We start from the raw sequence: 21,962 nt of genomic DNA, 5'->3' as shown, positions 1-21,962 counted from the left end.
GGTTATGGTTGAACTAGATTTGGTTGTTGAAAACATTAGACGAAAATTCTCAAAGGGTTGTCCCAGTGGAATAATGATTGGCTGGGATGTTAGTCGTTTTTTTTCTGCATTAAAATCTGTTTTTAAAGGGTATACGGTTCTAAATCAGACTGATTTTAACTATTCTTATTGCAACACTTACGACGTAAATTTGGGTAACAATGCGTCAGGCCATTACTTTGTGCTAACGATAAAGGTTAGTTATATTTACGATGCGTTCACTATGCATATAACTCGTTATATAAGTCGTCGAAGTGGTGAGGTCGTGACTTTTGATCAGTGTAACGAATATAAGGAGCTTGTAGAAAAGGTTAGAAGTTTTTTGGCTGATAAAGCGTTTCGAGAGATACAATCTGATGAAATGGATGTGGAAGTGGAAGGGGTAGAGCTGGAGTTGGCTGAAGTCCCAACTGTGGGGAAATGTTTATTTGACGACTTTGAATAGATGTCTAGAGTTTAGAGCGAACTAACTCGACAGTACCAGTATTGGTTGTTTCTGGACACCCAGAGCGCCGGGCAAAGCCGGTGATAAATCAAACGGTGAAAGTCCGTTATTCGGTAAGGGCTAGCAACCCGCCCGCAAACGTTTCTGGACACCCACAAATAGGAAAGCAAACGTCCGCTGATGTGAGATTCCTCCGTGAGATTCGCGGTTTCAGTGATGAGCCGGATTGAAAACAGGAAGATGTGGTTTTTGGCGCCAGTCAGTATTTTAGAGATGCAGCAACCCCTCGCGGCAGCCCGCGATGTCGCTCTTTAAGAGAAATAGAAGGTCAGGGGATAGGTGGGGATAAGTAGCGCTCGCAGTCTCGGATGCCCTGAACCCACCGCTTGCCGAGCCGTTCACAGGCACTGCGCACAGAATGAGTGGTACCTACCAGGGATTTGAAACGGCTCTCGAAGTTTCTGTTGAGGTAGAGCCAGTGCTGGGGGTCAATTTGTAATCGCTCGAGAATCGGCGGCAGCCCGCTTTCGATGGCCCCGCGCTTGTCGTCGCGCAGGCAGCGCCCGCTCCAGTCCACCAACTCCAGATAGTCCTGCAACAAGAAATTGGACACCCATAAATTGAAAAATCGATAGGGAGGTTGCTGTAAATTTATCTCCCGGTTGTCAAAGCTTGCTTTTCGGGTAAGTGAGGCCGGCGCCCTGTGTATAATTGCGCCAAATAGCTTTATTGGGATACAACAGTCCTTCGCAGAATCTTGCGGTGGCGTGTTTTAAAAGAGAAGCAATACTCTAGGAATTGGTTGACGGAGATAGGTAGCGCTCACAATCTCGGATTCCGTGGGCCCAGCGTTTGCCAAGTTGCTCACAGACACTGCGCACAGAATGGGCTGCGCCCACCAAAGACTTGAAGCGGCTTTCGAAGTTCCGGTTGAGGTAGAGCCAGTGCCGGGGGGGGCGATTTGCAGTCGCTCCAGGATCGGCGGCAGATTTTCGTCAATGGCTCCGCGTTTGTCTTCACGCAGGCAACGACCGCTCCAATCTATCAGTTCCAGATAGTCCTACAATCGGAAGGGTATTCCTACCGGCATGGTTCTTCGGGGATTTCCGGCGAAAGGCAGTAACAGCTTTGGTTGTCGGCCATCTTTAGCCGCTGAAATACGCCGTCGGATGGAGGTGTGATTTGATGCTTCCGGAGTCTCGGCTAATTTGGCACGAATGGGATTCAGATCCACATAAGCCATACAGGCCGCCAGCGCCCGCTCATCCAGCAGTGCCTGGGATTTGAAGCGGCCTTCCCAGAAGCGGCCGGTGCACTGGTCTTCCCGGTTGGCCTCGCGGGCGATGGACTCGTTCAGCATGCGCATAAACCAACTGATATCCATTAGCCTTGCCCGCCACTTTGCCGCCACTTCCTCAAGCCGCGCGAACTCTGCGGTATCCAGGGCGTCATTGCGGGCGAAACGCTGAGAAAGCAAGGTGCCCTTACAGAGCCGGGAAAGGAGAATTGGAAGGAGAATTGGACAGCCACTAATGGTGCTGCCACTAATGGTGCTAATGGTGTGGACACCTGGACGGACACCTGGACACCCACACACAAATAGGAAAGCAAACGTCCGCTGACGTAAGATTCCTCTGTGAGATTGGCGGTTTCAGTGATGAGCCGGGTTGAAAATAGGAAGCTGTGGTTTTTGGCACCAGTCAGTATTTTAGAGGTGCAGCAACCCCTCGCGGCAGCCCGCGATGTCGCTCTTTAAGAGAAATAAAAGGTCAGGGGATAGGTGGGGATAAATAGCGCTCGCAGTCTTGGATGCCCTGAACCCACCGCTTACCGAGCCGTTCACAGGAACTGCGCACAGAATGAGCGGTACCTACCAGGGATTTGAAACGGCTCTCGAAGTTTCTGTTGAGGTAGAGCCAGTGCCGGGGATCAATTTGTAATCGCTCGAGAATTGGCGGCAGCCCGCTGTCGATGGCCCCGCGCTTGTCGTCGCGCAGGCAGCGCCCGCTCCAGTCCACCAACTCCAGATAGTCCTGCAACCGGAAGGGCAGTCCCGCCGGTATGGATTCACTGGGATTGCCGGCAAAGGGCAGAAGTTGCTGCGGCTGCCGGCCATCTTTCGCCGCTGAGATGCGCCGCTGGATGGAAGTGTGGTCCGATGCTTCCGGTGTCTTCGCCATCTTCGCGCGGATCGGATTCAGATCCACATAGGCCAGGCAGGTTGCCAATGCCCGCTCGTCCAGGAGTGCCTGGGACCTAAAGCGGGATTCCCAGAAATGGCCGCTACAACCGTCTTCCCGATTGGCATCGCGGGCAATGGACTCATTTAGGTACCGCATAAACCAGCTGATATCGGCCAACCGCTCGCGCCAGCATTCCGCCACTTCCGTCAGCTGCGCCAGCTCTGCAGGGGCCAGGTGCTCGCCGCGGGCGAAGCGCCGGGACAGGGCAGAGCCTTTGAACAATCGGTGCCAGCGCTCGACCACTTCCAGGGTATCCCAGCGGCTCGCTTGATCCCGATTGATATGCAGCACCACATGGTAGTGATTACTCATCACCGCATAGCCGCAGATATCCAGCGCGAATATCTGCCCCAGTTCCAGCAGCCGGTCCTCGATCCACTGACGGCGGTGTTCAAAAGACTGCCCGGTACGTTCGTCCTGCCCGCACAGAAAGGCGCGGCGCACGCAGCGGGAAACGCAGTGGTAGTAGGGAGTGGTGTCTAGGGATATCAAGGATTTGCGCGGTAGTCCCATGGCTGGCTTTCATTTTACTGTATGAATGAACAGTATTGTGTGGCAGAGAGGACTGATTGCAACAGTTTTGGCGCGTGGTGCTTTTTATTCTGAGGGTGTTCAGAATCTCGTCTTCCTTGACATTGATCATGAAGTGTGTTTTTTTTGGTCCAAATTCCGGACTGCGGACCAACTGTGAAATCCCAAGATTCCTATGTCCTGGTACAGACCGTGGGGCAGCTGCTAAGCGAACCGCTCGAACCCTACGTTCCTCTGCCACGGGAGGGCCGGGACGCTTATTTTGAATCCCGCGCCAGGTCTCTGGCGGAGCAGGCAGCGCTCTATGGCGTGAGCAAGACGGGACTGATTCGCAGCTACCGGACCTTGGTCGGGGCGGGTTTGATCCGCGAACCGGAATTGCGCCCTGCCGGTTTCGGGCCCTGGGTAAATCTCACCGCCGCTGGGGAGTGGCTTGCCTATGGCATCCGTTATGCAGAGCCGGCCCGAAAAACTGGCTTTGGTTTTGGTCTGCCCACCGGTTTCAATTGCCACTTGATTCGCAGCGAAATGATGCCACCGGATCCTCCACTTTGCATTGCGGGAGCGAGCACCGTGGACAGCACGTCTGAGAAGGAAGGAATACTGATAAATCCCATCGACAAACACGTCCTCAGTGGCCCCAGCTTGCTCCCTGGAACATATATGCTGATGTCTGTGGTAGATGCCATCCGTATCGGTAAGCCTCGGGAACTGATGCACGCGAGAAGCGAGCTAAAAAAGCTATTGAATAACGCTCAGATAATCCAAGATCGGCTGCACCATGAATTTAAGGAATATCGAGTTACTTGAGCTGGTGGCCGATACCCTCGGTGAAGAACTCAATCGGCAGGTAGTGTATATCGGCGGTTCCACCACTGCGCTGTTGGTGGCTTCCGAGCGGCGTGGACAGGTCCGTCAGACCAAGGATGTGGACATCGTTGTCGACGTGGTGACTAGTGTGCCGTACGGGAAGTTCGCAAACAGTTCGCCGCGCCAAAGCGCCCAGCTCTGCGTTGAGAAAGCTTGAAATAACGCTGCTATTCCAGCGCTTTCTCGCCTTGATCTGAGCGCTTTGGCTGTGCTCCTTTGTTCGCGAACTTCCCGCACGGCACACTAGACGCGATTACCATACTTTTTGTAGTCAATTAAAAAAGAGAGGTTTCAAGGAGGATCAGTCCGAAGACGCGCTGATATGTCGCTATTGCCTGAGAGACTTCCCCGATGTGCGTTTGGACGTAATGCCCACGGCTGAACGGATTCTAGGATTTTCCAACCGTTGGTATTCGGCGGCGATAGCGCATGCATTTACCGTTGACCTGGGGAAGGCTTCCATAAAGGTGGCCCAGCCGGTGCATTTCCTGGCTACCAAGTTCGAAGCTTGGCATAGCCGGGGGAAGGGCGACATCTTTTCCCACGATATGGAGGATATTCTGTTCGTGCTCGAACATCGCCCGGAAATAGTTGATGAAGCGGAAAGGGCCGAAGCTGAGGTGCGGCGATATCTGAGCCGGGAGGCGAAGAGTCTACTGAATTCAAACCTGGTAAACTATCTGGACGGGTTTACAGAAACAGAAAGTGCGACGGTGGATATTAAGAACCGGCTTTTTAGGATCTCCAGGTTATAGTCCAGAACAGTATCTATGGGCGGCGTCTATTTCCAATCGTACCTTATAGCCTGCTATTTGCTGGGAGAGCTTGCTCAGCGATCCCGCCCCGAAAGCCATATTCCCGGCCGGTCTTCGGGGGGAAGGTCCCGTTCAGGCAGCGTAAAAGCCAGTTGGAGTCCGTAAGCCGCGAGTATCAGTTCTCCCCCACGTCTTACTCAAGCACTGTGACTGTCGATTTCTGCACAACCTCTCGCAAGGTTGGGTATACTTGGCGAGTGACGTGTCAACAGGTGGCGATAATGAAAAAGCTGGTACGTTTATTGACCATCTCAATTGCGTTGATCGTCGTCCTCCTGTTGATTTTTCCCGGTTTCAAGTACTGGCTGTATAAGGTCCTGCCGCCGGATATCCGCTGGGATATCTCCTATGCGCTGACGGACAAGTTCGTGATCGGCGTGGTCTGTTTTGTCGAGCACGAAAACAGGCTGCTGCTGGTAAAGAACTCCTATCAGGACAAATGGGCGCTGCCCGGCGGCTGGCTGAACAAGGGGGAATCCTTTGAGCGGGCGGCGAGTCGGGAGCTCAGGGAGGAGCTGGGTGTGGAGATGGTCGATATTCGTGTTCTGGAGGTCAGGAATGTGCCGGGATCGCAGGTTGTCGATGTGGCCGTGAGTGGAGGGCTGGAGACGGCGACTATTTTTTCCAGGGATCGGGAAGTTTCGGACTACCGTTTTTTCAGGAAGAGTGATCTGCCGGAGAATATTCTTTATACCCACAAGCCCTATATAGAAAAGTATCTTGGGCGCACGGCCGTTGCGGGGGAAGTGGCGGCGGAGTGAATCTGCCGGGAAAAAAGGCCGCGTAAAGCGGCCAACATCACTTGGGGGGTGATTGGTTCTTCCTTAGGGGAGCTTCAACGTTCCCGGTCCACGGTGACGATATCGTAGCGCTTGAGAGCGGGAATGGCCTCGTGCAGATCCCGCTCGGTACGCTCGACAGATGCCAGCTTCCTGCAGAGTCCGTCCGCCCGCTGTTCCAGCCGGCTGGCCCGCGCCTCTATCTTCGGTTCCATATTGTCGGCTATTTCTTCCGCTCTCGCTTCGATACTGTTGCCGCCTGTGAAAACGGCCTTGAGCGCGTGCCAGGCAATATTGCCGGCGGATTCCACTGCCAGTTTCTCTATCTTCGGCTCCAGGTCTTTTTCAATGGTTTCGTCGACATACTCGTCCATCCAGGCGTCGCCCAGCACGTAAACATCGCCCTGGGCGCTGAAACGCGCATCCGCCTGCTCGCGGATCTCCATCGAGGTCTCCTGCATCTCCATCACATCCGGGTGGTCACTGCCGGCGAGGGCGGTCAGGGCGATGGAGACTCCCTGCAGGGCAATATCCACCGCCTCCAGTGAAATCAGTGCCAGATCCCGCCCGGATTGGTGCAGTTCGGCGCGGTATGCCTGCATGAGTTGCCGCTGCCCTTTATCCAGGGTTATCTCGGTATCGTCGACCGTCAGCCGGCCGGGCGCCCGGTAGTGGAACAGTGGGACAGAACCTTTCCCCTCCCCGCGGACTTCCAGAAAATCGGGCCCGACGCGCACAAATGGCTCTACCTCGATCTGGCAGGCCCGTCCATCGCCGGTTTCCAGGTCGATATCGTGGGCTGACAGAGGCCCGCTGGCCAGCAGGGCCGCGGCGGCGGTGAGGATTTTCCACATGGCGGTTTCTCCGGTTATCCGTTGTTATTGTTGTGATGCGCCGGAAGCCGCAATTGGATGCATGGCGGAGAAAATCTTATACGGCTCCCATTCGGCGACCGAGGTGTTAATCTAGTGGGCCGTGCGTAAAGTTGTGTAACAAAGGAGCACAGCCAAAACGCCCAGATCAAGGCGAGAAAGCGCTGGAATAGTGGTTCTATTTCGAGCTTTCTCAACGCAGAGCTGGGCATTTTGGCGCAGCGAACTGTTACAGAACTTTGCGCGCGGCCCACTATGCGGGGATTTCCAGGCCCTGCCCAGAGTGCGTGGGCATAATACGAATAATCCGGGGAAGACTTATGTGGATACGCAAACTCACGCTCGGTGCGACACTGTTGCTGTTCGCCCTGGCTGCCCAGGCGGCAGCGCAGGCAGCCGGGAGTATCGCCGACTACACCGCCGGCATGGAAAAGCAGTCCGGCTTCTTCGACTTCTACTGGGACGACGACAAAGGCAGGGTCCTGCTGGAAGTTTCGGACTACGAGCGCGAATTTCTGCTGCTCACCGGCTTGGCCCAGGGGCTGGGCTCCAACCCGGTGGGGCTGGACCGCAACCAGATGGGCGACAACCGCCTGGTGACCTTCGAGCGGGTGGGCAACAAGGTATTGCTGCACCAGTTGAACCTGAAGTACCGCGCCCGCTCCGATAATAGCACCGAGCGCCGCGCCGTGGACGAGGCCTTCGCCTCCTCGGTGCTCTGGGGCTTCGAGGCGGTTGCGCGGGACGGCGAGCGGCTGCTGGTGGATTTCACCCCCTTCCTGCTGTCCGACCAGCACGGTGTCGCCCGGCGCCTGCAGGACACGGAGCAGGGCAGCTACCAAGTTGATACCAGCAAGTCCGCGGTCTACCTGCCGCGCACGAAAAATTTTCCGCAGAACAGCGAGTTTGAGGCACAGCTGACGTTTGCCGGCGGCGAACCGGGCAAATACCTGCAGGAAGTGGTGCCCACACCGACGCTGGTGTCCCTGCGCCAGCATATCTCGCTGGTGGCTCTGCCGGACGGTGACTATCGGCCGCGTCGCTTCCACAGCCGCAGTGGCTACTTTCCGTTCGAATACCGCGACTACGCCACCGCCATCGAGCAGCCGCTGGATCGGCGTGTCATCTATCGCCACCGGCTGCAGAAAAAGCCCGGCAGCGACGAAGTGGTGGAGCCGATCGTCTACTACGTGGATGCCGGTGTGCCGGAACCGGTACGCAGCGCCCTGATCGAGGGCGCCAGCTGGTGGGCGCAGGCCTTCGAGGCGGCGGGTTACAAAAACGCCTATCGGGTGGAGGTGCTGCCGGAAGACGCGGACCCGCTGGATGTGCGCTACAACGTGATCAGTTGGGTACACCGCGCCACCCGCGGCTGGTCATACGGCCACGCCATCGCCGATCCGCGCAGCGGCGAGATCATCAAGGGCAATGTCACCCTGGGCTCGCTGCGGGTGCGCCAGGATTTTCTGATCGCCCAGGGGCTGCTGCAGCCCTACGGCAGAGGCGATGCCGATACCGAAGCGCTGAAGCAGATGGCGCTGGCTCGTATCCGCCAGCTCTCCGCCCACGAGGTGGGTCACACCCTGGGACTGGCACACAATTTCGCCGCCAGCGCCGAGGACCGCGCCTCGGTGATGGACTACCCGGCGCCGCTGGTCACCCTGGATGAAGGCGCGCTGCAACTGGAGAGTGCCTACGACACCGGTATCGGCACCTGGGACAAGCTGGCAATCCGCTACGGCTACGGCGATGCCGCCGGCAGCGAGAGCGACTATCTCGCCGGCGTGATCGATGAAGCCGCGCAACAGAAACTGCGCTTTATCTCCGACCCGGACTCCCGCGGCATCAACGACGCCCACGCCGCCTCGCACCTGTGGGACAACGGCAGCGATCCGCTGGCAGAGTTCGAACGCATGGCGGAGCTGCGGCGCCACGCCCTGGATCACTTCTCCGCCGCGGCCAACCCCGGTCACGCGCCGCGCTCGTCGCTGGAGGAGACCCTGGTGCCCGTCTACTACGGCCACCGCTACCAGGCCGAAGCCGTGGGCAAGCTGATCGGCGGCCTCGACTACGACTACCTGTACAACGACGCCGAGCAGAACAGCTACACCCTGGTGCCCCCCGAGCGCCAGCGGGGCGCCGTGGACACACTGCTGGCGACACTGGATCCGGAATTCCTGACCCTGCCCGAGAGCGTGCTGCAACTGCTGCCGCCCAAGGCCTACGGCTACAGCCGCACGCGCGAGAGCTTTCCGTCCGATAGCGGCGTTGCCTTCGATGCGATCGCCCTGAGCGAGGCCGCGGCCGGCCATACGCTGTCCATCCTGCTGAACCCGGAGCGCGCCGCGCGCATGGAACAGCAGCACGCCCGCAACAGCGAGACGCCCGGGTTCGGTGCGCTGCTGGACAGGCTCACGGACAGGGCATTTCACAGCCGGGAGTATTCCGGCCTGCAGGCGGCGGTGCACCAGCGGGTGAACCATGTCTATATCCACCGGCTGATGCTGCTGGCCGGCAACGAACAGGCGGCGGAGTCGGTGCGCGCCAAGGCCAGCCTGGCACTGGCCGGCCTGCAGCACCGGATCGGCCGCATGAAACTCTTCGGTGAGGACCCCGAAGGTTACAACGCCCACTACTTCTACCAGGCGCAGCGTATTGCGGCTTTCCGCAGTGGAGAGCTGAAGGTGAAGGTCTCCGACCTGGAGGCGATGCCACCGGGGTCGCCGATCTAGTCCGGAATGGCACCGACTTGGGATGAGTCCGCTGTGGGAGCTTGCCTTGCAGGCGAATCTCGGGACGCTGCCCCCTCTGCCAATCGCCTGCAGGGCAGGCTTCTGCAGTCGGGGCCGCGGCTGGTTTACTCTGCCAAGCTATCGCTCTCCCATACAATCGGCCCCTTGTTCTCATCCCGCTCGATCCAGCTCGCGTAGCGGTCCTCGATCGCGCCGCGTTTGACTTTCAGCGTCGGCGTCACCAGTTCGTTGTCCGGTGTCCATTCTTCTTCGGCGATAAAAAGGGTTTTGATCCGCTCATGCGGGCGCAGGGAATCGTTGACCTGCTCCAGCAGGTGGCGCAGCTTTTCCGCAACCTTTTTATGCGGCAGCTCGCGGCCGGAATCCGACAGGTTGGCTATCATCAGCGGCTGGTCGCTGCCGTGGCCCAGCACGCAGATCTGGCCCAGTATCGTCTCCTCGCCGAATTTTTTCTCCAGTTCCGATGGCTGCACGAACTTGCCCTTGCTGGTCTTGAAGCTGGAGGACAGGCGGCCGGTCAGATGCAGAAGGCCGTCGTCGTCGACAAAGCCGCGGTCGCCGGTATGGTAGTAGCCGTCTTTCAGTGTCTCGGCGGTTTTTTCCGGCTCCAGATAATAGCCCTGCATGATGGCGTCGCTTTTGAACAGTATCTCGCCGTTGTCGGCGATCCTGATTTCGCAATCCCAGAATGGCTTGCCCACGGTGCCCGGTACCGGCTTCTTGCCCATATGGGTGATGCAGCCGTAGATAAAATTTTCGGTGGTGCCGTAGCCGTCGGCGAGCATGAGCCCCATACGGTGATACCAGCGCTGCAGGTCCTCGGAAATGGGTGAGGCACCTGTGACCAGCAGGCGCGCCTTGTCGAGTCCGAGGTTTTTCTGAACTTTTTTGCGCAGCCAGTTGTTGATGCCGGGGATGTGCAGCAGGACTTTCTGTAGTGATGGCGGTATCTTGTTGTCGACGCCTTCCTTGAATTTGCCCCACAGCCGCGGCACCGAGAAAAACATCGTCGGTCGAGTGCGCTGCAGGTCCTCGAGAAAGGTATCCAGGGATTCGGGGAAATGCACCGGGGTGCCGGAGTAGACGCTGTGCAGTTCCACCAGGATGCGCTCGGCGGCGTGGGACAAGGGCAGGTAGGAGAAGAAGCGATCGTTCTCGTTGTAGCCGAAACCGCGGATCATATTGGGCACGGCGAAGGTCACCGCCGACCAGGTATGCATTACACCCTTCGGCTTGCCGGTGGTGCCAGAGGTGTACATCAGCGTAAACAGCTGGTCCGGTTCATAGACCGGAGACTCCTGCAGCGGCTCGTTCTCCTCGATGATCTTTTCTATCTGGTAGTCGCAGTCGATCTCGCAGCGGTGGATGGCGATCTTCGGCAGGTCTTTCGCTGCGTCGCGGATATTGTCATTGTTGTCGGAGCCGCCGACGAAGATCATCCTTGATTCGCTGTGATCCAGCACGTATTCCATCGACTCCCGGGACTGGCTGGGAAACAGCGGCACGCTGATCATCCCCGCCAGCATCATGGCGAAGTCGGCCACAAACCAGTCGGCGCAGTTTTTGGCGTGGATGGCGACACGGTCGCCGGCGTCGCAGTGCTTTTTCAGGAAGGCCGCGAGCCGACGGCTGCGGTCCATGACCTCGCCCCAGCTGTAATCGCGCCACTGACGGTCGATCATCTGCCGCAGGTAGACGCGGTCGGCCTGATCCTTTTCCCGCCGGTAAAGTATCTCCAGCAGCTGTTTTCCTTCGAGTTTGCGGTACTGTTCTTCGGCAGTGGTCATGGCTATCGTTCCGGTGAGTGATAGCCGAAATATAGGTGATATTGCGCTGAATTGGCCGACAGGGAGCGGCGGTGAGGGAAAGATCAGCTACGGATAAACTGCGACTTCTTCACCCAGTGACTGCCGCGGTATTTGCGCGTGGGTTTATTGTCTTTCAGGGCCCAGAAATAGTGGCGGTTGAACTGGAATTCGACGTCGTAGTCCTCCGCCAACGCGGCCAGCGGCAGGGCCTTCCAACTGGAGATACGCCGCTTGCTGGTGGCCTCCAGCAGGTATTCGGTGTCGTCGACGATCGCTACCACCCAGGCGTGGCCCTGGCCCTTGTGGGTGCCCATGGCCACGCGGGCGTCGATGCCCAGTTCGATCAGCCAGTCCGCCAGCAGTATCGCGTGATCCTCGCAGTCGCCGCGCTTCTGGTAGAAGGCCTGGCGGGAGGTCTGCCAGATGTCGGAGAGACCGGCGTACTGCAGGTGGTCGCGCTGGTATTTCTTGCGGATCGCCAGGGTGTAAAGCGGTACCCAGAGCTGTCGTGTCTTGAAGGGGCGGAAGCCCACCAGGTAGCTGTTGGCGAAGTGGTGCTTCTTGTCCAGGCCGCGCGCCGAGGCGGTCACCTCGGGAATTCCCTGCCAGTTCCAGACCGAGACATAGGCACTCTGCGCTTCAGAACGCTTTGCCACTGCCCGCTGTACATAGTCTTCCGACAGGGGCCGGCCGGTACCGCTCACCCGCACCACGCCGCGCTGGCGATCCTTGTGATCGCCGGCGGAATCGCCCACGGCCATCTGCCGGTTCAGGGCGGCTTCCATCCGTTCGCGCACCAGGCCCTCCGCCGCGGAGTCCGGTTGGCCGAGGCGCACCAGTACTTCCGGTGCCATCAATACCAGGGCGATGCAAGCGGGGAGTAACCAGAATCGCATTGATCACTAACCCTTCAGGCCGAAGGAAATAATCAGTGCGACGAAGACCAGGATGGTCGAAGCGAAAATGGCCACGGCGATATTACCGTTTTTCAGCTCGCCCTCGATATCCACGCTGCGCAACAGCTTGCGGTCGATCACCATCAGCGCAACGATGCCGATAAACAGCGACAGCAGTGTGTACAGCAGGTTGATACCCAGGTTGAAGAGGGTGGCGGTGAGAAATTCCAGTTCCATAGGCGAGTGCAGGTTTCCAATCGTTATAGCGGGCCAACATTTAACCACAGATTGATGCGGCCGCACTACTGGCCGCAACGGTGAATTTGAAATACCACCTGCGGTAAACTGATCACCAGCGGAAATTACAAGGTTGCGAACCGGAATTGCACAATGCGATTGATTTACAAATTACTGGTTCTTTCCGTGCTGTTCTTTATCTGGGTATTGTCGGCTTCAACAGCAATCGGGAAATGCCGGAGAAACAGAAACAAGCCGTTCCGGGTAGCCGGTAAGGGGTGGTTTCAAGGGAAGGTGATTTACTAAGGAGTGCATAAGTAGCCCGACATGGAATTTCGGACCGTATGAGGCATGGATGCCGATTACGAGCGTACACGGATGTATTTACAGCGTGTCTGAAATTCCATGTCGGGCTACTTATGCACGTATTAATAAACGAAAAAGGGAGGCTATATCGGCCTCCCTTTTTCGTGGTTGCGGCAACTGCCTTTTACTTCTTCTTCGGGCCGCCGCCGTTGCCGCCACCATTGCCGCCGCCGGGGCCACTGCCGCCGTCATCGGGATTGGTGCCGGTACAGGCGTTGGCGCTCAGGTAGTTGACGGCGTCCACAGCCCGCACCAGGCCGTAGCCGTAGGCGTTATCGCGGCCGGCATCGCCCAGGTCTTCGGCGGTTGCATTCAGGGCCGCGCGGATCTCGCCCGGTGCACAGTCCGGGTAGTGGCTCCATACCAGCGCTGATACGCCGGACACGTGCGGACTGGCCATGGAGGTGCCGTTGAAGTGAGCGTAATCGCTGGCCTCCACACTCAGGGTGCTGCTGGCGCCGAGCTGGTTCAGCAGCGCCGCACCGTCGGTATCGGAGATGCCGGCGGACGGAATGGTCGTGGTGGTATCGCCCAGGGTGCCGTGGAGCATGCCCGGCTCGTTGTTGTAGATCACCGCGGCGACACCACCGCCGGCCTCACAGTTCAGCACCTTGTCGGCGAAGCTGATATTGCCGCGTTCGATCAGGCAGACACTGCCGGAGGCAGCGGTGCAGGCGGACTCGGCAGTGCCGCAGTCGACCAGAGCGCCGGTGGCGGAGGCCGCCGGGCTGCCGTCCATAGCGGCAGCTTCCACTGCCGCACCGTCCACGGTCAGGTCGGTGTTGCGGCCCATGCCCACCGGCACCGTGGAGAGCACGTCCACGCCCGGCCCGGACAGTTCCACCTGGTTGGTCTGCTGGGAGAAGTCCGCCACGACCTTGTTGCTGTCGACGGCCGCCACGGAAACCACGGCGTCATAGGAGGCCGGGTAGGAGTGGCTGGTGTCGCCGTCGTTGCCGGCGGCGGCGATGGAGAGGACGCCGTCGGTGTTGTAGAGATCGGCAAAGGCGCGCTCTTCGGTTTTCGACTTGCGGCCGCCGCCCAGGCTCATGTTGATCACGTCGGCGCCGTTGGTGGCACAGGTATCCGCGGCGGATACCAGGGACGACGAGTAGCCCCAGCCGTCGGCATTGAACACCTTGATGATATGCAGGTTGATATTGCTGTTCGGCATCACACCGACAACGCCGACACTGTTGTTCATGGCGGCGATGGTGCCGGCCACGTGGGTGCCGTGGCTGTTCTGGTCTTCGTACCAGTTGCCGGTGCCGGAGTCGTTGGTGCCGGAGACGGCGTTGCCGGACAGGTCCTCGTGAGAGATATCGTAGCCGGAATCAATGATACATACGGTGCGGTTGCCGGCTGCGCCGTCGCTGACCTGGTCCGCCTGCACCATCGGGATGCCGTAGGGAGTTTCCTGGGACATCAGGTAGCGCTTGGCGTCTTCCTCGACATACTCGACGTTGGGGTTGTTCTGCAGTGCGCGCAGTGCCTTTTCCGGCAGATGGGCGGCGACGGCATTGCGCTTCTCCAGGCCGAGAGCGACGCGGCCGCCGCCCTGTTTTACCCGGGTTTTGATCGCGGGGCCCTTGCCTGCCTTGAACTTTACAATGTATCGATCGTTATCGGCGCTGACTGGTGCGGACAGGGCCAGAGCCAGGGAGCTGGCAACGAATAGCGGTAACTTCTTTTTCATTATAATGCTCCGAAAAAATATTTTTATAATTGAAATGACATTATTGGAATAGTTGGCCACCCGGTGTCCCGCGTACCCGAACAGCGACAACATCTGCGGAAAGGCGCGGAGCCACCGACCGCTGGTGGTGGAGTGATAGTAGCAGCCAGTGATCGTTTGCCAATCGACAAGCCTTATTTCTGTAACGTAATTTCAGAATTTATAAATTATTTGTTTATCTTTACCGCCCTCTGTGAGGACATACCTTTCTGTTTCGTCGATTCCTATGGCCGCCTGAGATTTCCCCTGCGGCGGCGCATGTCTTGTCGCCGCCAGGTATCGCGATCCCACCCCGGTACCTCCTGACCGCTCCAACCGGATTTCCGTACTCCAACCTGCCGCTGACTAACTGGCGATCAATCGTGACACAATTTGCCACAAAAGCCTGAAAAATAAACATTGCTTAAAAAATGTGCTATTTTGCGCCATCGCGAAATAACAAGCTGCGGATTCTTTCGAGATGTACAACAAGAAGGTCTGGTTTGGGGGAATTGCCGCTGTCCTGGCGGTCATCTTTTGCAATGAGGTTTGGGCTGCGGAGCCGCGTGACGGCGCGCGGCGCATCATTATCCAGCTGGAGGAGCGCGTCCGGCTCGCGGGTGAGGAGTCGGCTCCCGCCCGGCCCGCCCTGCGGGAGCTGGTGGCCCGGCACCGGGAGCGCGCCCGGCGCCAGGGGCTGCTGCTGGACAAGCTGCGCCGCCGCGGACTGGCGGCGCGGGCCCCGCAGGGTAGTCCCCGACGTTTTACCCGCGCGCTCAACGCCATCGTCACCTCGGCCAGGGCCGCTGATATCGACGATATCGCCGCCCTGCCCGAGGTCCGCGGCGTGACCCTGGACCACCGGGTGCACGCCCTGGGCGGCGACAGCGTCGAACAGGTGCGGGCGCCGCAGGTGTGGGCCCTGTCCGACGGCGGCGGCCGAGCGCTCACCGGCGAGGGAACCAGTATCGCGGTGATCGACAGCGGTATCGACTACACCCACCCGGACCTGGGCGGCTGCTTCGGCCCCGGCTGCAAGGTGGTGGGTGGCCACGACTTCGTCAACGACGATGACGACCCCATGGACGACTACCGCCATGGCACCCTGGTGGCGGGTGTCGCCGCCGCGGACGGCTCGCTGCGGGGCGTGGCGCCGGGGGCGCAGCTCTATGCCTACAAGGTGCTGGACAGCGACGGCGGCGGCTACACCAGCGACGTGATCGCGGCCATCGAGGCGGCGCTGGACCCGGACGGCGATCCGGCCACCGACGACGCGGTGGACGTGATCAACATCAGCCTGGGCATGCCCGGTGGCAACAGCTCGGCCATTTCCGCGGCCGCCAATGCCGCCGTGCGCGCCGGGACGGTGGTGGTCGCCGCGGCGGGCAATACCGGGCCCGGTTACGACACCATCGAGGCGCCCGGCTCGGCGCAGCGGGTGCTGACCGTGGGGGCGGTGGACAATGAGGGGCGGGTTCCCGCCTTCAGCGCCCGGGGGCTCTTCGCCGGCGGACTGGAACCGGACGCCACCTCGATCAAGCCCGAGCTGACGGCGCCGGGGGTGGCGGTGCGCAGCACCGTCCCGGGCGGCGGCTACGCCAGCAGCTCCGGCACCTCCCTGGCGGCGCCCCATGTGGCGGGCGCGGCGGCGCTGATGCGCCAGCGCTATCCGCGGCTGGACAGCGCCGAAATCAAATCCCTGCTGGTGAACTGGGCCGCCCCCGCCAGCGGCGGCATCCAGGCGGCGGGGAACGGCCAGTTGGATGCCCTGGCGGCGGCGCAGGCGCCGTTCCTGGTCAGCCCCGCCGCCCTTTACCGGGGTTACTTCACCGACGCAGACACCGGCAAGAGCGCCGCGGTGACGGTGAAGAACCTCGCGGCGCAGGTGGAAATCGGGGTGGAGGATACCGGCGAACTGCCTGCGGGCGCCGCGCTGACCCCGGAAAACAGCCGTTTCACCCTCGGCCCCAACGGCTACAGTAGCCAGTCGGTGGCACTGCGCGTGGACCCCGGCCGGGTCGACTATCCGCAGGACCTGCACCGCGCCTACAGCGGCGCGCTGCGCTTCACTGCCGACGGACAATCGGTGGAGCTGCCGGTGGCCTTCCACCGCGCGGAACTGCTGGAACTGAGCCAGGAGAATGCGCCGGAGAATTACTGGTCCTACTCGGCCACGGCGTTCGGCGCCGGCGGGCAGACTTCCTCGGCCCTGGCCAGCTTCGAGAGCGACCGCCCCCGGCTCACCCTGGCCACCCGCGACGGGCCGGTGCACGTCCTGTTCGCCGCCGAGCACAATGACACCATCCAGGTTGCGGAAAATGTGCGCGCGTCCGACGGCCCGCTGGTATTTCCCGCCGGCGGGGGCGGCTTTGCCGTGACGACGCCGACCACCCCGGACGGCAAGCCGCTGCAGTTTGTCAGCCAGGTGGTGGAGCTGACCCACCGGGACTACCCGCAGCAGCACTACCGCCGGGTATTCGGCCGCGGCCAGTCGATGAGCGCCATCCACAACCTCTCCGATGGCTTCCGGCTGGACTATTTCGGCCTCGCCGAAAAGACCGGTAACCACCCGCAGGACCGCCAGCTCTACCTGCTGAAACACAGCCAGCGGGGCCTGTTTGCGGATCTCGGCTTCGATCTGTCCGGCTACGGCAGTGTGCGGATGCTGGTCAACAGCGCCCGCTGGCGGCAACAGGGCTACAGCCTGGCGTTTGCCCCCGGCAGCTACCGGCCCGGCGGCGAGGTCCACCGGGACGAGCGCAGCGTCGTCCCCCGGCGCAATGACGCCACCCTGCTCACCCTGCACGGCAACGACGGGGCGCTGGAGAGCTGGCCCACTTACCTGAATATCGGTATCGACAGCGACGGCTCGCTGCAGGCCGGTTCGCTGGAATTCGCCGTGGGGCGGGAGCGCTACCGCAAGCTGCGCCGCAGCGAATCCGACAGCGCGCCGGCGGCGCCGGTGCTGCAGCGGCCCAATGCGCCCCTGATGTTCGGCCGCGGGCTCCGCTTCTGGGCCGGCGGGCTGCGCAACAGTGGTGGCGGCCCACTGCTGGAACCCAGCGTCAACGGCGACGCCACCCAGCAGGCGGTGATGGACAGTTGGGGCAACGGCTACCGGCGCGATATCCGCTACAACGCCCGTTGCCTGGAGACCGGCAACCAGATTGCCGGGGGGACGCTGAATCGGCCGCGGCTGTTCTCCTACGGCGGCGGCTGCCAGCGGGTGCGCGTGCGGTTCGAGTACCCCACCGCGGTGGACGATATCGATTACCGCTCCACCGCCGAACTGCAGCTGTCCACCCTGGACGGCGCTGCCACACCGCGCATCGACATGGTGGCACTGCTGGAAGGCGGGAAAGTGTCCAGCTACGCCCAAAGTGACGGTGAACTGTTGGTGCGCACGTCGGCGCAGTTGTCGCTGGAACTGGCCCTGGACGACGGCGACTGGCAGCCCCTGGAGGCGGTGCGGGAAGACCGGGCATACCGCGCGGCCCTGCCAGAGTTCGACGGTGCCGCCATCGCCCACCTGCGTCTCACCGCCGCCAGCGACAGCGGCAACCGCCTGGTCAACACCATTCGCGGCGCCTTCGTCCTGGGTGGCGACGCCGCGCGGGCCGTGGACAGCGACAGCGACGGCGCGGTGGATGCCGCCGACGCACGGCCGCTGAACCCGCGCTATTCCGAGACCGGCAGCGGGGCGGCGGCATTCACCGCCCTCGACACCGGCGACGTCCGCGTCGAACGCGGACAGGAAAATGTGGTGGTGCAGGCGTTTGTCATGGAGGCGGATGTGGAATCGGAACTGTCCTCCCTGACCCTGCGGGCCTCCGGCGCCGGTGACGACAGGGCGGATATCGCGCTGGCGGAACTCCACTGGGACAGGGACGGCGACGGCAGGCTGGACGATGCGGACACCCCGCTCGCCAGCGGTCGCTTCGACCGGGACGACGGCCGCGTGACCTTCCCCATCGACCGCCCGGGCCCGCTGGTGCTGCCGGCGGGCAAACACCAATTTATTGTCAGTTACGATTTCGCGCCCTGAGCGGGAGGGGAAAACCATGTTGTGTAAAACGATTTCACTGCTCGCCTCGACTCTGGCAATCGCCGCCTGCGGCGGTGGCAGCGGGGAGAGCGGTTCCCCGGACAGTGACGGGGCGCAGAGCGGCGGCCTGAGCAGTGCGGACTATTCCAGCCGCGTGGTGGGCGCGGAGATCCGGCGCCGGGACAGCGGCGAGCCGCTGGGCGTCTCCGGGCTGCCGCTGGAAGGCGAGCGGGTGATTCTCTCTGGTGATTGATGGGCAAAGCGCAGCGTGCCCATCAACCACGGAGGCAATCGGCGCCTTGCGATCCTCGTGCACGATCGCGCAGGCCATTGGGCAGGGTGAATTTCTTGTAGGGGATCCGCAACGCCCGGGTATCGATATCCGGTCTCCCGATTCGGTGCCGGTGACATCAATTGTCGAGGCCGCTGCGGCAGGTTCCGCCGAAGCCGGCGATTGCCAGCACTGCCGGCAGCCATGGGGAGTGGGGCGTTTTCATAGAGCGGGTTCCTTGCCACCCGGCACCCGCTTTGAATCCCGGAATTTGAGTTATAGCTACTGAGCCGGACGGCTGCTCAGTAGGCGCCGCGAATCAGCTCGATACCCGGCTGCAGCACGCAGCGCCAGGCGGCGGCGAGCTCATCGCTGTACTCCGGATCGTGTCTGTGCACCGTAGCCAGCAGTGCGTCCAGCCACAGGCCGTACATATCCGGGCGAATATTGTAGCCGCTGCGGGAGTGGCTCTGGCCCAGGGCCCGCAGTTTGGTGTCCGGCATACCGCGCGCGTGCAGTATCAACTGCATGATGCCGTTGCGCAGCAGGTGGCGCTGCTGTTTCATGTCGGTATCGACGAACACCGCGCGGATCTCCGGCGAGCTGCCCATAAAGCGATCGTAGAAGTCGATAAAGAAGAGCTCGTTTTTGCAGCAGCGCCCGTAGCTCTGAAATACGCGATCGGTATCGGTCGGTTCCATCCCGATGACTCCTTGCACCTCTCGGTCGGTAAAGACCATGATTAATCTATGGGATTAGATCGCGGATTTTAGCGCCGGACGTGTCGGGTGCAAGGAGTTTGTCGGCGGAGTATCGATTGGAGAGGGCGGTTAGTCGGCTTCGTTCTCGTGCCGCAGCGAAATCTGCAGCGCACCGTCGTTGGCCTCACTGATACGGATCAGGATCGGCCGGCAGCAGACGGCGCAGTCCTCGATATAGGTCTGCTCGCCTGCCGACGGATCCACCAGCAGGGTGATCAGCTCGCCGCAGTAGGGGCAGTAACCGCTCATCTCCTCCTGGCTCAGCATCGGTCGGATCCCTCCGTGTTGGCCGGCAGGTAGCGCGCCGCCCAGGCGGCCAGGGTGACGGCCACGTAATCGGCGTCCTCCCTGCGGGTCAGCAGGTGATCGGCGTCGTCCAGGCTGATGAAGCTCTTGGGGTGCATGGCGCGGTTGTAGATATCCGCGGCCTCGTCCACCGACACCGTCTGGTCCAGCGGCGAGTGGTAGATCAGCAGCGGTCGCCCCAGTTCGTGGATATAGCCCATCTCGTGGTCGTCGAGATCGTCCAGGAACTGTTTGCGGATCACGAACGGCCGCCCCGCCAGTTGCACCTGCGCCTGTCCATTTTGCTCGATGGTCTCGATGGAACAGGCGAACTGCCTGGTGACATGGTCCGGTTCCGCCGGCGCGGCGATGGTGGCGATGGCCTTCGCCTCCGGGATCTGCGCGGCCGACGCCAGCACCGCGGCGCCGCCGAGGCTGTGGCCCACCAGCAGGTCCGCCGGCCGGCCCGACTCGCGCAGGAACTGCGCGGCGCAGACCAGGTCCTCCACGTTGGTGGAAAAGTTGGTCTGGCTGAAATCGCCGCCGCTGTCCCCCAGGCCGGTGAAGTCGAAGCGCAGCACCGCGTAGCCCTGCTCCGTCAGGTGCCGGGCGATGCGCGCCGCAGACACCACATCCTTGCCGCAGGTAAAACAGGGGGCGAAGAGTACTTGGCCGCGGGCCTCGCCGGCGGGCGACTCCAGGATGCCGGCCAGCGGGTCGCCGCTGCTGCCGGTAAATTGCACCTTTTCTCTCTGGCGGCGCTTGCGTTGCGTCATTCGCTTTGATCCCCCTTTATTTGTATGAGTAGACAATGGTAGGGAGTGCTCCCGGCGCCGGCAACCGGCCCTGTAAAAATGACAGCGCTATCAGTCGGCGCGGGCCGCGCTGCGGTAATCCAACTACAGAACGGCTTGATATACTCCGCGCGGGCCGGCACCCGGTGGGCGCCGGCCATCGAATTGAGGGGGGACAGGCCCTATACTCCGCGCCCGTTACCGGCGGCGCCCAGCCGCCGGTCTCTACCCAGCAGTTATCAGCAAAGAGGATTGGCTATGGCGGTTAAATTGATGAAGGATCTGGATCTGGCGGGCAAGCGCGTCCTGATTCGCGAAGACCTGAATGTTCCGGTAAAAGACGGCGCGGTGACCTCCGACGCGCGCATTCGCGCGGCACTCCCCACCATTGAGGCCGCCAGCAAAGCGGGCGCGAAAGTGCTGCTGATGTCCCACCTGGGCCGCCCCACCGAGGGCGAGTACGCAGAGGAGTTCTCCATGGCCCCGGTGGCCACCCACCTGGGCGAGCTGCTGGGCCGCGAAGTGCCGCTGGTGAAGGAGTGGCGCGAGGGCGTGGAGCTGGGAAATGGCGATGTCGCGCTGCTGGAAAACGTGCGCTTCAACAGCGGCGAAAAGAAAGACGATGAGTCGCTGGCCAAAGCCTACGCCGGGCTCTGCGATATCTTCGTGATGGACGCCTTCGGCACCGCGCACCGCGCCCAGGCCTCCACCCACGGCGTGGCCAGGTTTGCCCCGGAGGCCTGCGCCGGCCCGCTGCTGGCGGCCGAGCTGGACGCACTGGAGAAGGCGCTGGCAAAACCGGCGCGTCCGCTGGTGGCCATCGTCGGCGGCTCCAAGGTCTCTACCAAGCTGACCGTGCTGGAGACCCTGGCGGACAAGGTGGACCAGTTGATCGTCGGCGGCGGTATCGCCAACACCTTCCTCGCCGCCAGCGGCAAGCCGGTGGGCAAATCCCTGTGCGAGCACGACCTGACAGATACCGCCGCCAAGCTGATGGAGCAGTGCGAAATCCCGCTGCCGGTGGATGTGGTGACCGGCAAGGAGTTCAGCGAGTCCGCCGCGGCGGAAACCAAGCCCGCCGACGAAGTGGCCGCCGACGATATGATCTTCGATATCGGCCCCGAATCCTCCGCCCAGTTGGATGAAATCCTGAAAGGGGCCAGGACCATCATCTGGAACGGTCCGGTGGGGGTGTTCGAGTTCGACCAGTTCGGCGGCGGTACCGAGCGGCTGTCGAAGGCCATTGCCGACAGCGATGCTTTCTCCATCGCCGGCGGTGGCGACACCCTGGCAGCCGTGGACAAGTACGGAATTGCCGACAAGGTCTCCTATATTTCCACCGGCGGTGGCGCCTTCCTCGAATACGTGGAGGGCAAGACCCTGCCGGCGGTGGCCATGCTGGAACGCCGCGCCGCCGAGTGATCCGAACGCCCTTTTA

At 61.2% G+C, this 21,962-nt stretch carries 20 protein-coding genes; 9 read left to right on the top strand and 11 right to left on the bottom strand.

All coding sequences use genetic code 11. The features are described from left to right. The first annotated feature begins 4 nt into the window (after window positions 1–4). Window positions 5–484, top strand: coding sequence for a hypothetical protein (locus OQE62_RS12625; RefSeq protein WP_265722404.1), 480 nt, complete (start codon window positions 5–7; stop codon window positions 482–484). Window positions 485–812: 328 nt separating this feature from the next. Here OQE62_RS12625 and OQE62_RS12620 read toward each other — a convergent pair whose 3' ends face one another. From OQE62_RS12620 to OQE62_RS12610, 3 genes are all read right to left on the bottom strand, one after another. Further along, complete coding sequence (locus OQE62_RS12620; RefSeq protein ID WP_265722403.1) at window positions 813–1,085, bottom strand: hypothetical protein; 273 nt, start codon at window positions 1,083–1,085, stop codon at window positions 813–815. Between the two features lie 459 nt (window positions 1,086–1,544). Continuing rightward, window positions 1,545–1,844: a hypothetical protein gene (locus tag OQE62_RS19435; RefSeq protein ID WP_322746573.1), complete on the bottom strand. Its 300-nt coding sequence runs from the start codon at window positions 1,842–1,844 to the stop codon at window positions 1,545–1,547. A gap of 409 nt (window positions 1,845–2,253) precedes the next feature. Next, on the bottom strand, window positions 2,254–3,240 hold the full coding sequence (locus tag OQE62_RS12610) for a transposase (RefSeq protein WP_265722402.1): 987 nt from the start codon (window positions 3,238–3,240) through the stop codon (window positions 2,254–2,256). A 174-nt stretch (window positions 3,241–3,414) separates the two neighbouring features. Here OQE62_RS12610 and OQE62_RS12605 point away from each other — a divergent pair, with 174 nt between their 5' ends. The 4 genes from OQE62_RS12605 (at window position 3,415) to OQE62_RS12590 (ending at window position 5,704) form a co-directional block, all read left to right on the top strand. Further along, window positions 3,415–4,068, top strand: a complete 654-nt coding sequence (locus tag OQE62_RS12605) for a hypothetical protein (RefSeq protein ID WP_265722401.1) — start codon at window positions 3,415–3,417, stop codon at window positions 4,066–4,068. Beyond that, on the top strand, window positions 4,040–4,285 hold the full coding sequence (locus OQE62_RS12600) for a hypothetical protein (RefSeq protein ID WP_265722400.1): 246 nt from the start codon (window positions 4,040–4,042) through the stop codon (window positions 4,283–4,285). The genes OQE62_RS12605 and OQE62_RS12600 overlap by 29 nt, the downstream gene beginning before the upstream one ends. A gap of 196 nt (window positions 4,286–4,481) precedes the next feature. Beyond that, window positions 4,482–4,883 (top strand): hypothetical protein, encoded by a 402-nt coding sequence (locus tag OQE62_RS12595; RefSeq protein ID WP_265722399.1) that lies wholly within the window; start codon window positions 4,482–4,484, stop codon window positions 4,881–4,883. 281 nt (window positions 4,884–5,164) lie between these two features. Continuing rightward, window positions 5,165–5,704, top strand: coding sequence for an NUDIX hydrolase (locus OQE62_RS12590; RefSeq protein WP_265722398.1), 540 nt, complete (start codon window positions 5,165–5,167; stop codon window positions 5,702–5,704). 74 nt (window positions 5,705–5,778) lie between these two features. Here the strand turns inward: OQE62_RS12590 and OQE62_RS12585 are convergent, their stop codons facing one another. Further along, on the bottom strand, window positions 5,779–6,576 hold the full coding sequence (locus OQE62_RS12585) for a DUF2884 family protein (protein ID WP_265722397.1): 798 nt from the start codon (window positions 6,574–6,576) through the stop codon (window positions 5,779–5,781). Between the two features lie 338 nt (window positions 6,577–6,914). Between OQE62_RS12585 and OQE62_RS12580 the strand changes: the two genes are divergently transcribed. Next, the gene (locus OQE62_RS12580) at window positions 6,915–9,326 is read left to right on the top strand and encodes a zinc-dependent metalloprotease (protein WP_265722396.1); all 2,412 of its coding nucleotides are present in this window, start codon (window positions 6,915–6,917) and stop codon (window positions 9,324–9,326) included. Between the two features lie 125 nt (window positions 9,327–9,451). Here the strand turns inward: OQE62_RS12580 and OQE62_RS12575 are convergent, their stop codons facing one another. From OQE62_RS12575 to OQE62_RS12560, 4 genes are all read right to left on the bottom strand, one after another. Then, the gene (locus OQE62_RS12575) at window positions 9,452–11,134 is read right to left on the bottom strand and encodes an AMP-binding protein (RefSeq protein WP_265722395.1); all 1,683 of its coding nucleotides are present in this window, start codon (window positions 11,132–11,134) and stop codon (window positions 9,452–9,454) included. A gap of 83 nt (window positions 11,135–11,217) precedes the next feature. Further along, window positions 11,218–12,051, bottom strand: a complete 834-nt coding sequence (locus OQE62_RS12570) for a transglutaminase-like domain-containing protein (RefSeq protein WP_265722394.1) — start codon at window positions 12,049–12,051, stop codon at window positions 11,218–11,220. 6 nt (window positions 12,052–12,057) lie between these two features. Further along, window positions 12,058–12,288: a DUF350 domain-containing protein gene (locus OQE62_RS12565; protein WP_265722393.1), complete on the bottom strand. Its 231-nt coding sequence runs from the start codon at window positions 12,286–12,288 to the stop codon at window positions 12,058–12,060. A 490-nt stretch (window positions 12,289–12,778) separates the two neighbouring features. Beyond that, window positions 12,779–14,350: a S8 family serine peptidase gene (locus OQE62_RS12560; protein WP_265722392.1), complete on the bottom strand. Its 1,572-nt coding sequence runs from the start codon at window positions 14,348–14,350 to the stop codon at window positions 12,779–12,781. Window positions 14,351–14,849: 499 nt separating this feature from the next. Here OQE62_RS12560 and OQE62_RS12555 point away from each other — a divergent pair, with 499 nt between their 5' ends. After that, window positions 14,850–18,413 carry a S8 family peptidase gene (locus OQE62_RS12555; RefSeq protein WP_265722391.1) on the top strand — a complete coding sequence of 1,188 codons (3,564 nt, stop codon included), beginning with the start codon at window positions 14,850–14,852 and terminating at the stop codon, window positions 18,411–18,413. 16 nt (window positions 18,414–18,429) lie between these two features. Then, entirely contained in the window at window positions 18,430–18,666 is a 237-nt protein-coding gene (locus OQE62_RS12550) for a hypothetical protein (protein ID WP_265722390.1), read from the top strand. 320 nt (window positions 18,667–18,986) lie between these two features. Here OQE62_RS12550 and OQE62_RS12545 read toward each other — a convergent pair whose 3' ends face one another. The 3 genes from OQE62_RS12545 to OQE62_RS12535 form a co-directional block, all read right to left on the bottom strand. Next, on the bottom strand, window positions 18,987–19,385 hold the full coding sequence (locus OQE62_RS12545; protein ID WP_265722389.1) for a globin: 399 nt from the start codon (window positions 19,383–19,385) through the stop codon (window positions 18,987–18,989). A 129-nt stretch (window positions 19,386–19,514) separates the two neighbouring features. Beyond that, window positions 19,515–19,712 carry a CPXCG motif-containing cysteine-rich protein gene (locus tag OQE62_RS12540; protein WP_265722388.1) on the bottom strand — a complete coding sequence of 66 codons (198 nt, stop codon included), beginning with the start codon at window positions 19,710–19,712 and terminating at the stop codon, window positions 19,515–19,517. Continuing rightward, on the bottom strand, window positions 19,706–20,506 hold the full coding sequence (locus tag OQE62_RS12535) for an alpha/beta hydrolase (protein WP_265722387.1): 801 nt from the start codon (window positions 20,504–20,506) through the stop codon (window positions 19,706–19,708). Before OQE62_RS12535 ends, OQE62_RS12540 begins: the two co-directional genes overlap by 7 nt. A gap of 276 nt (window positions 20,507–20,782) precedes the next feature. Between OQE62_RS12535 and OQE62_RS12530 the strand changes: the two genes are divergently transcribed. Next, a complete protein-coding gene (locus OQE62_RS12530; RefSeq protein WP_265722386.1) occupies window positions 20,783–21,946 on the top strand; it encodes a phosphoglycerate kinase in 1,164 nt (387 codons plus the stop codon). The last annotated feature ends 16 nt before the right edge of the window (window positions 21,947–21,962 follow it).

This window comes from Microbulbifer halophilus (genome assembly GCF_026183675.1).
GTDB lineage: Bacteria > Pseudomonadota > Gammaproteobacteria > Pseudomonadales > Cellvibrionaceae > Microbulbifer > Microbulbifer halophilus.
Note: the sequence above shows the minus strand (reverse complement) of the source record. Positions and strands in the feature narration are given on the sequence as shown.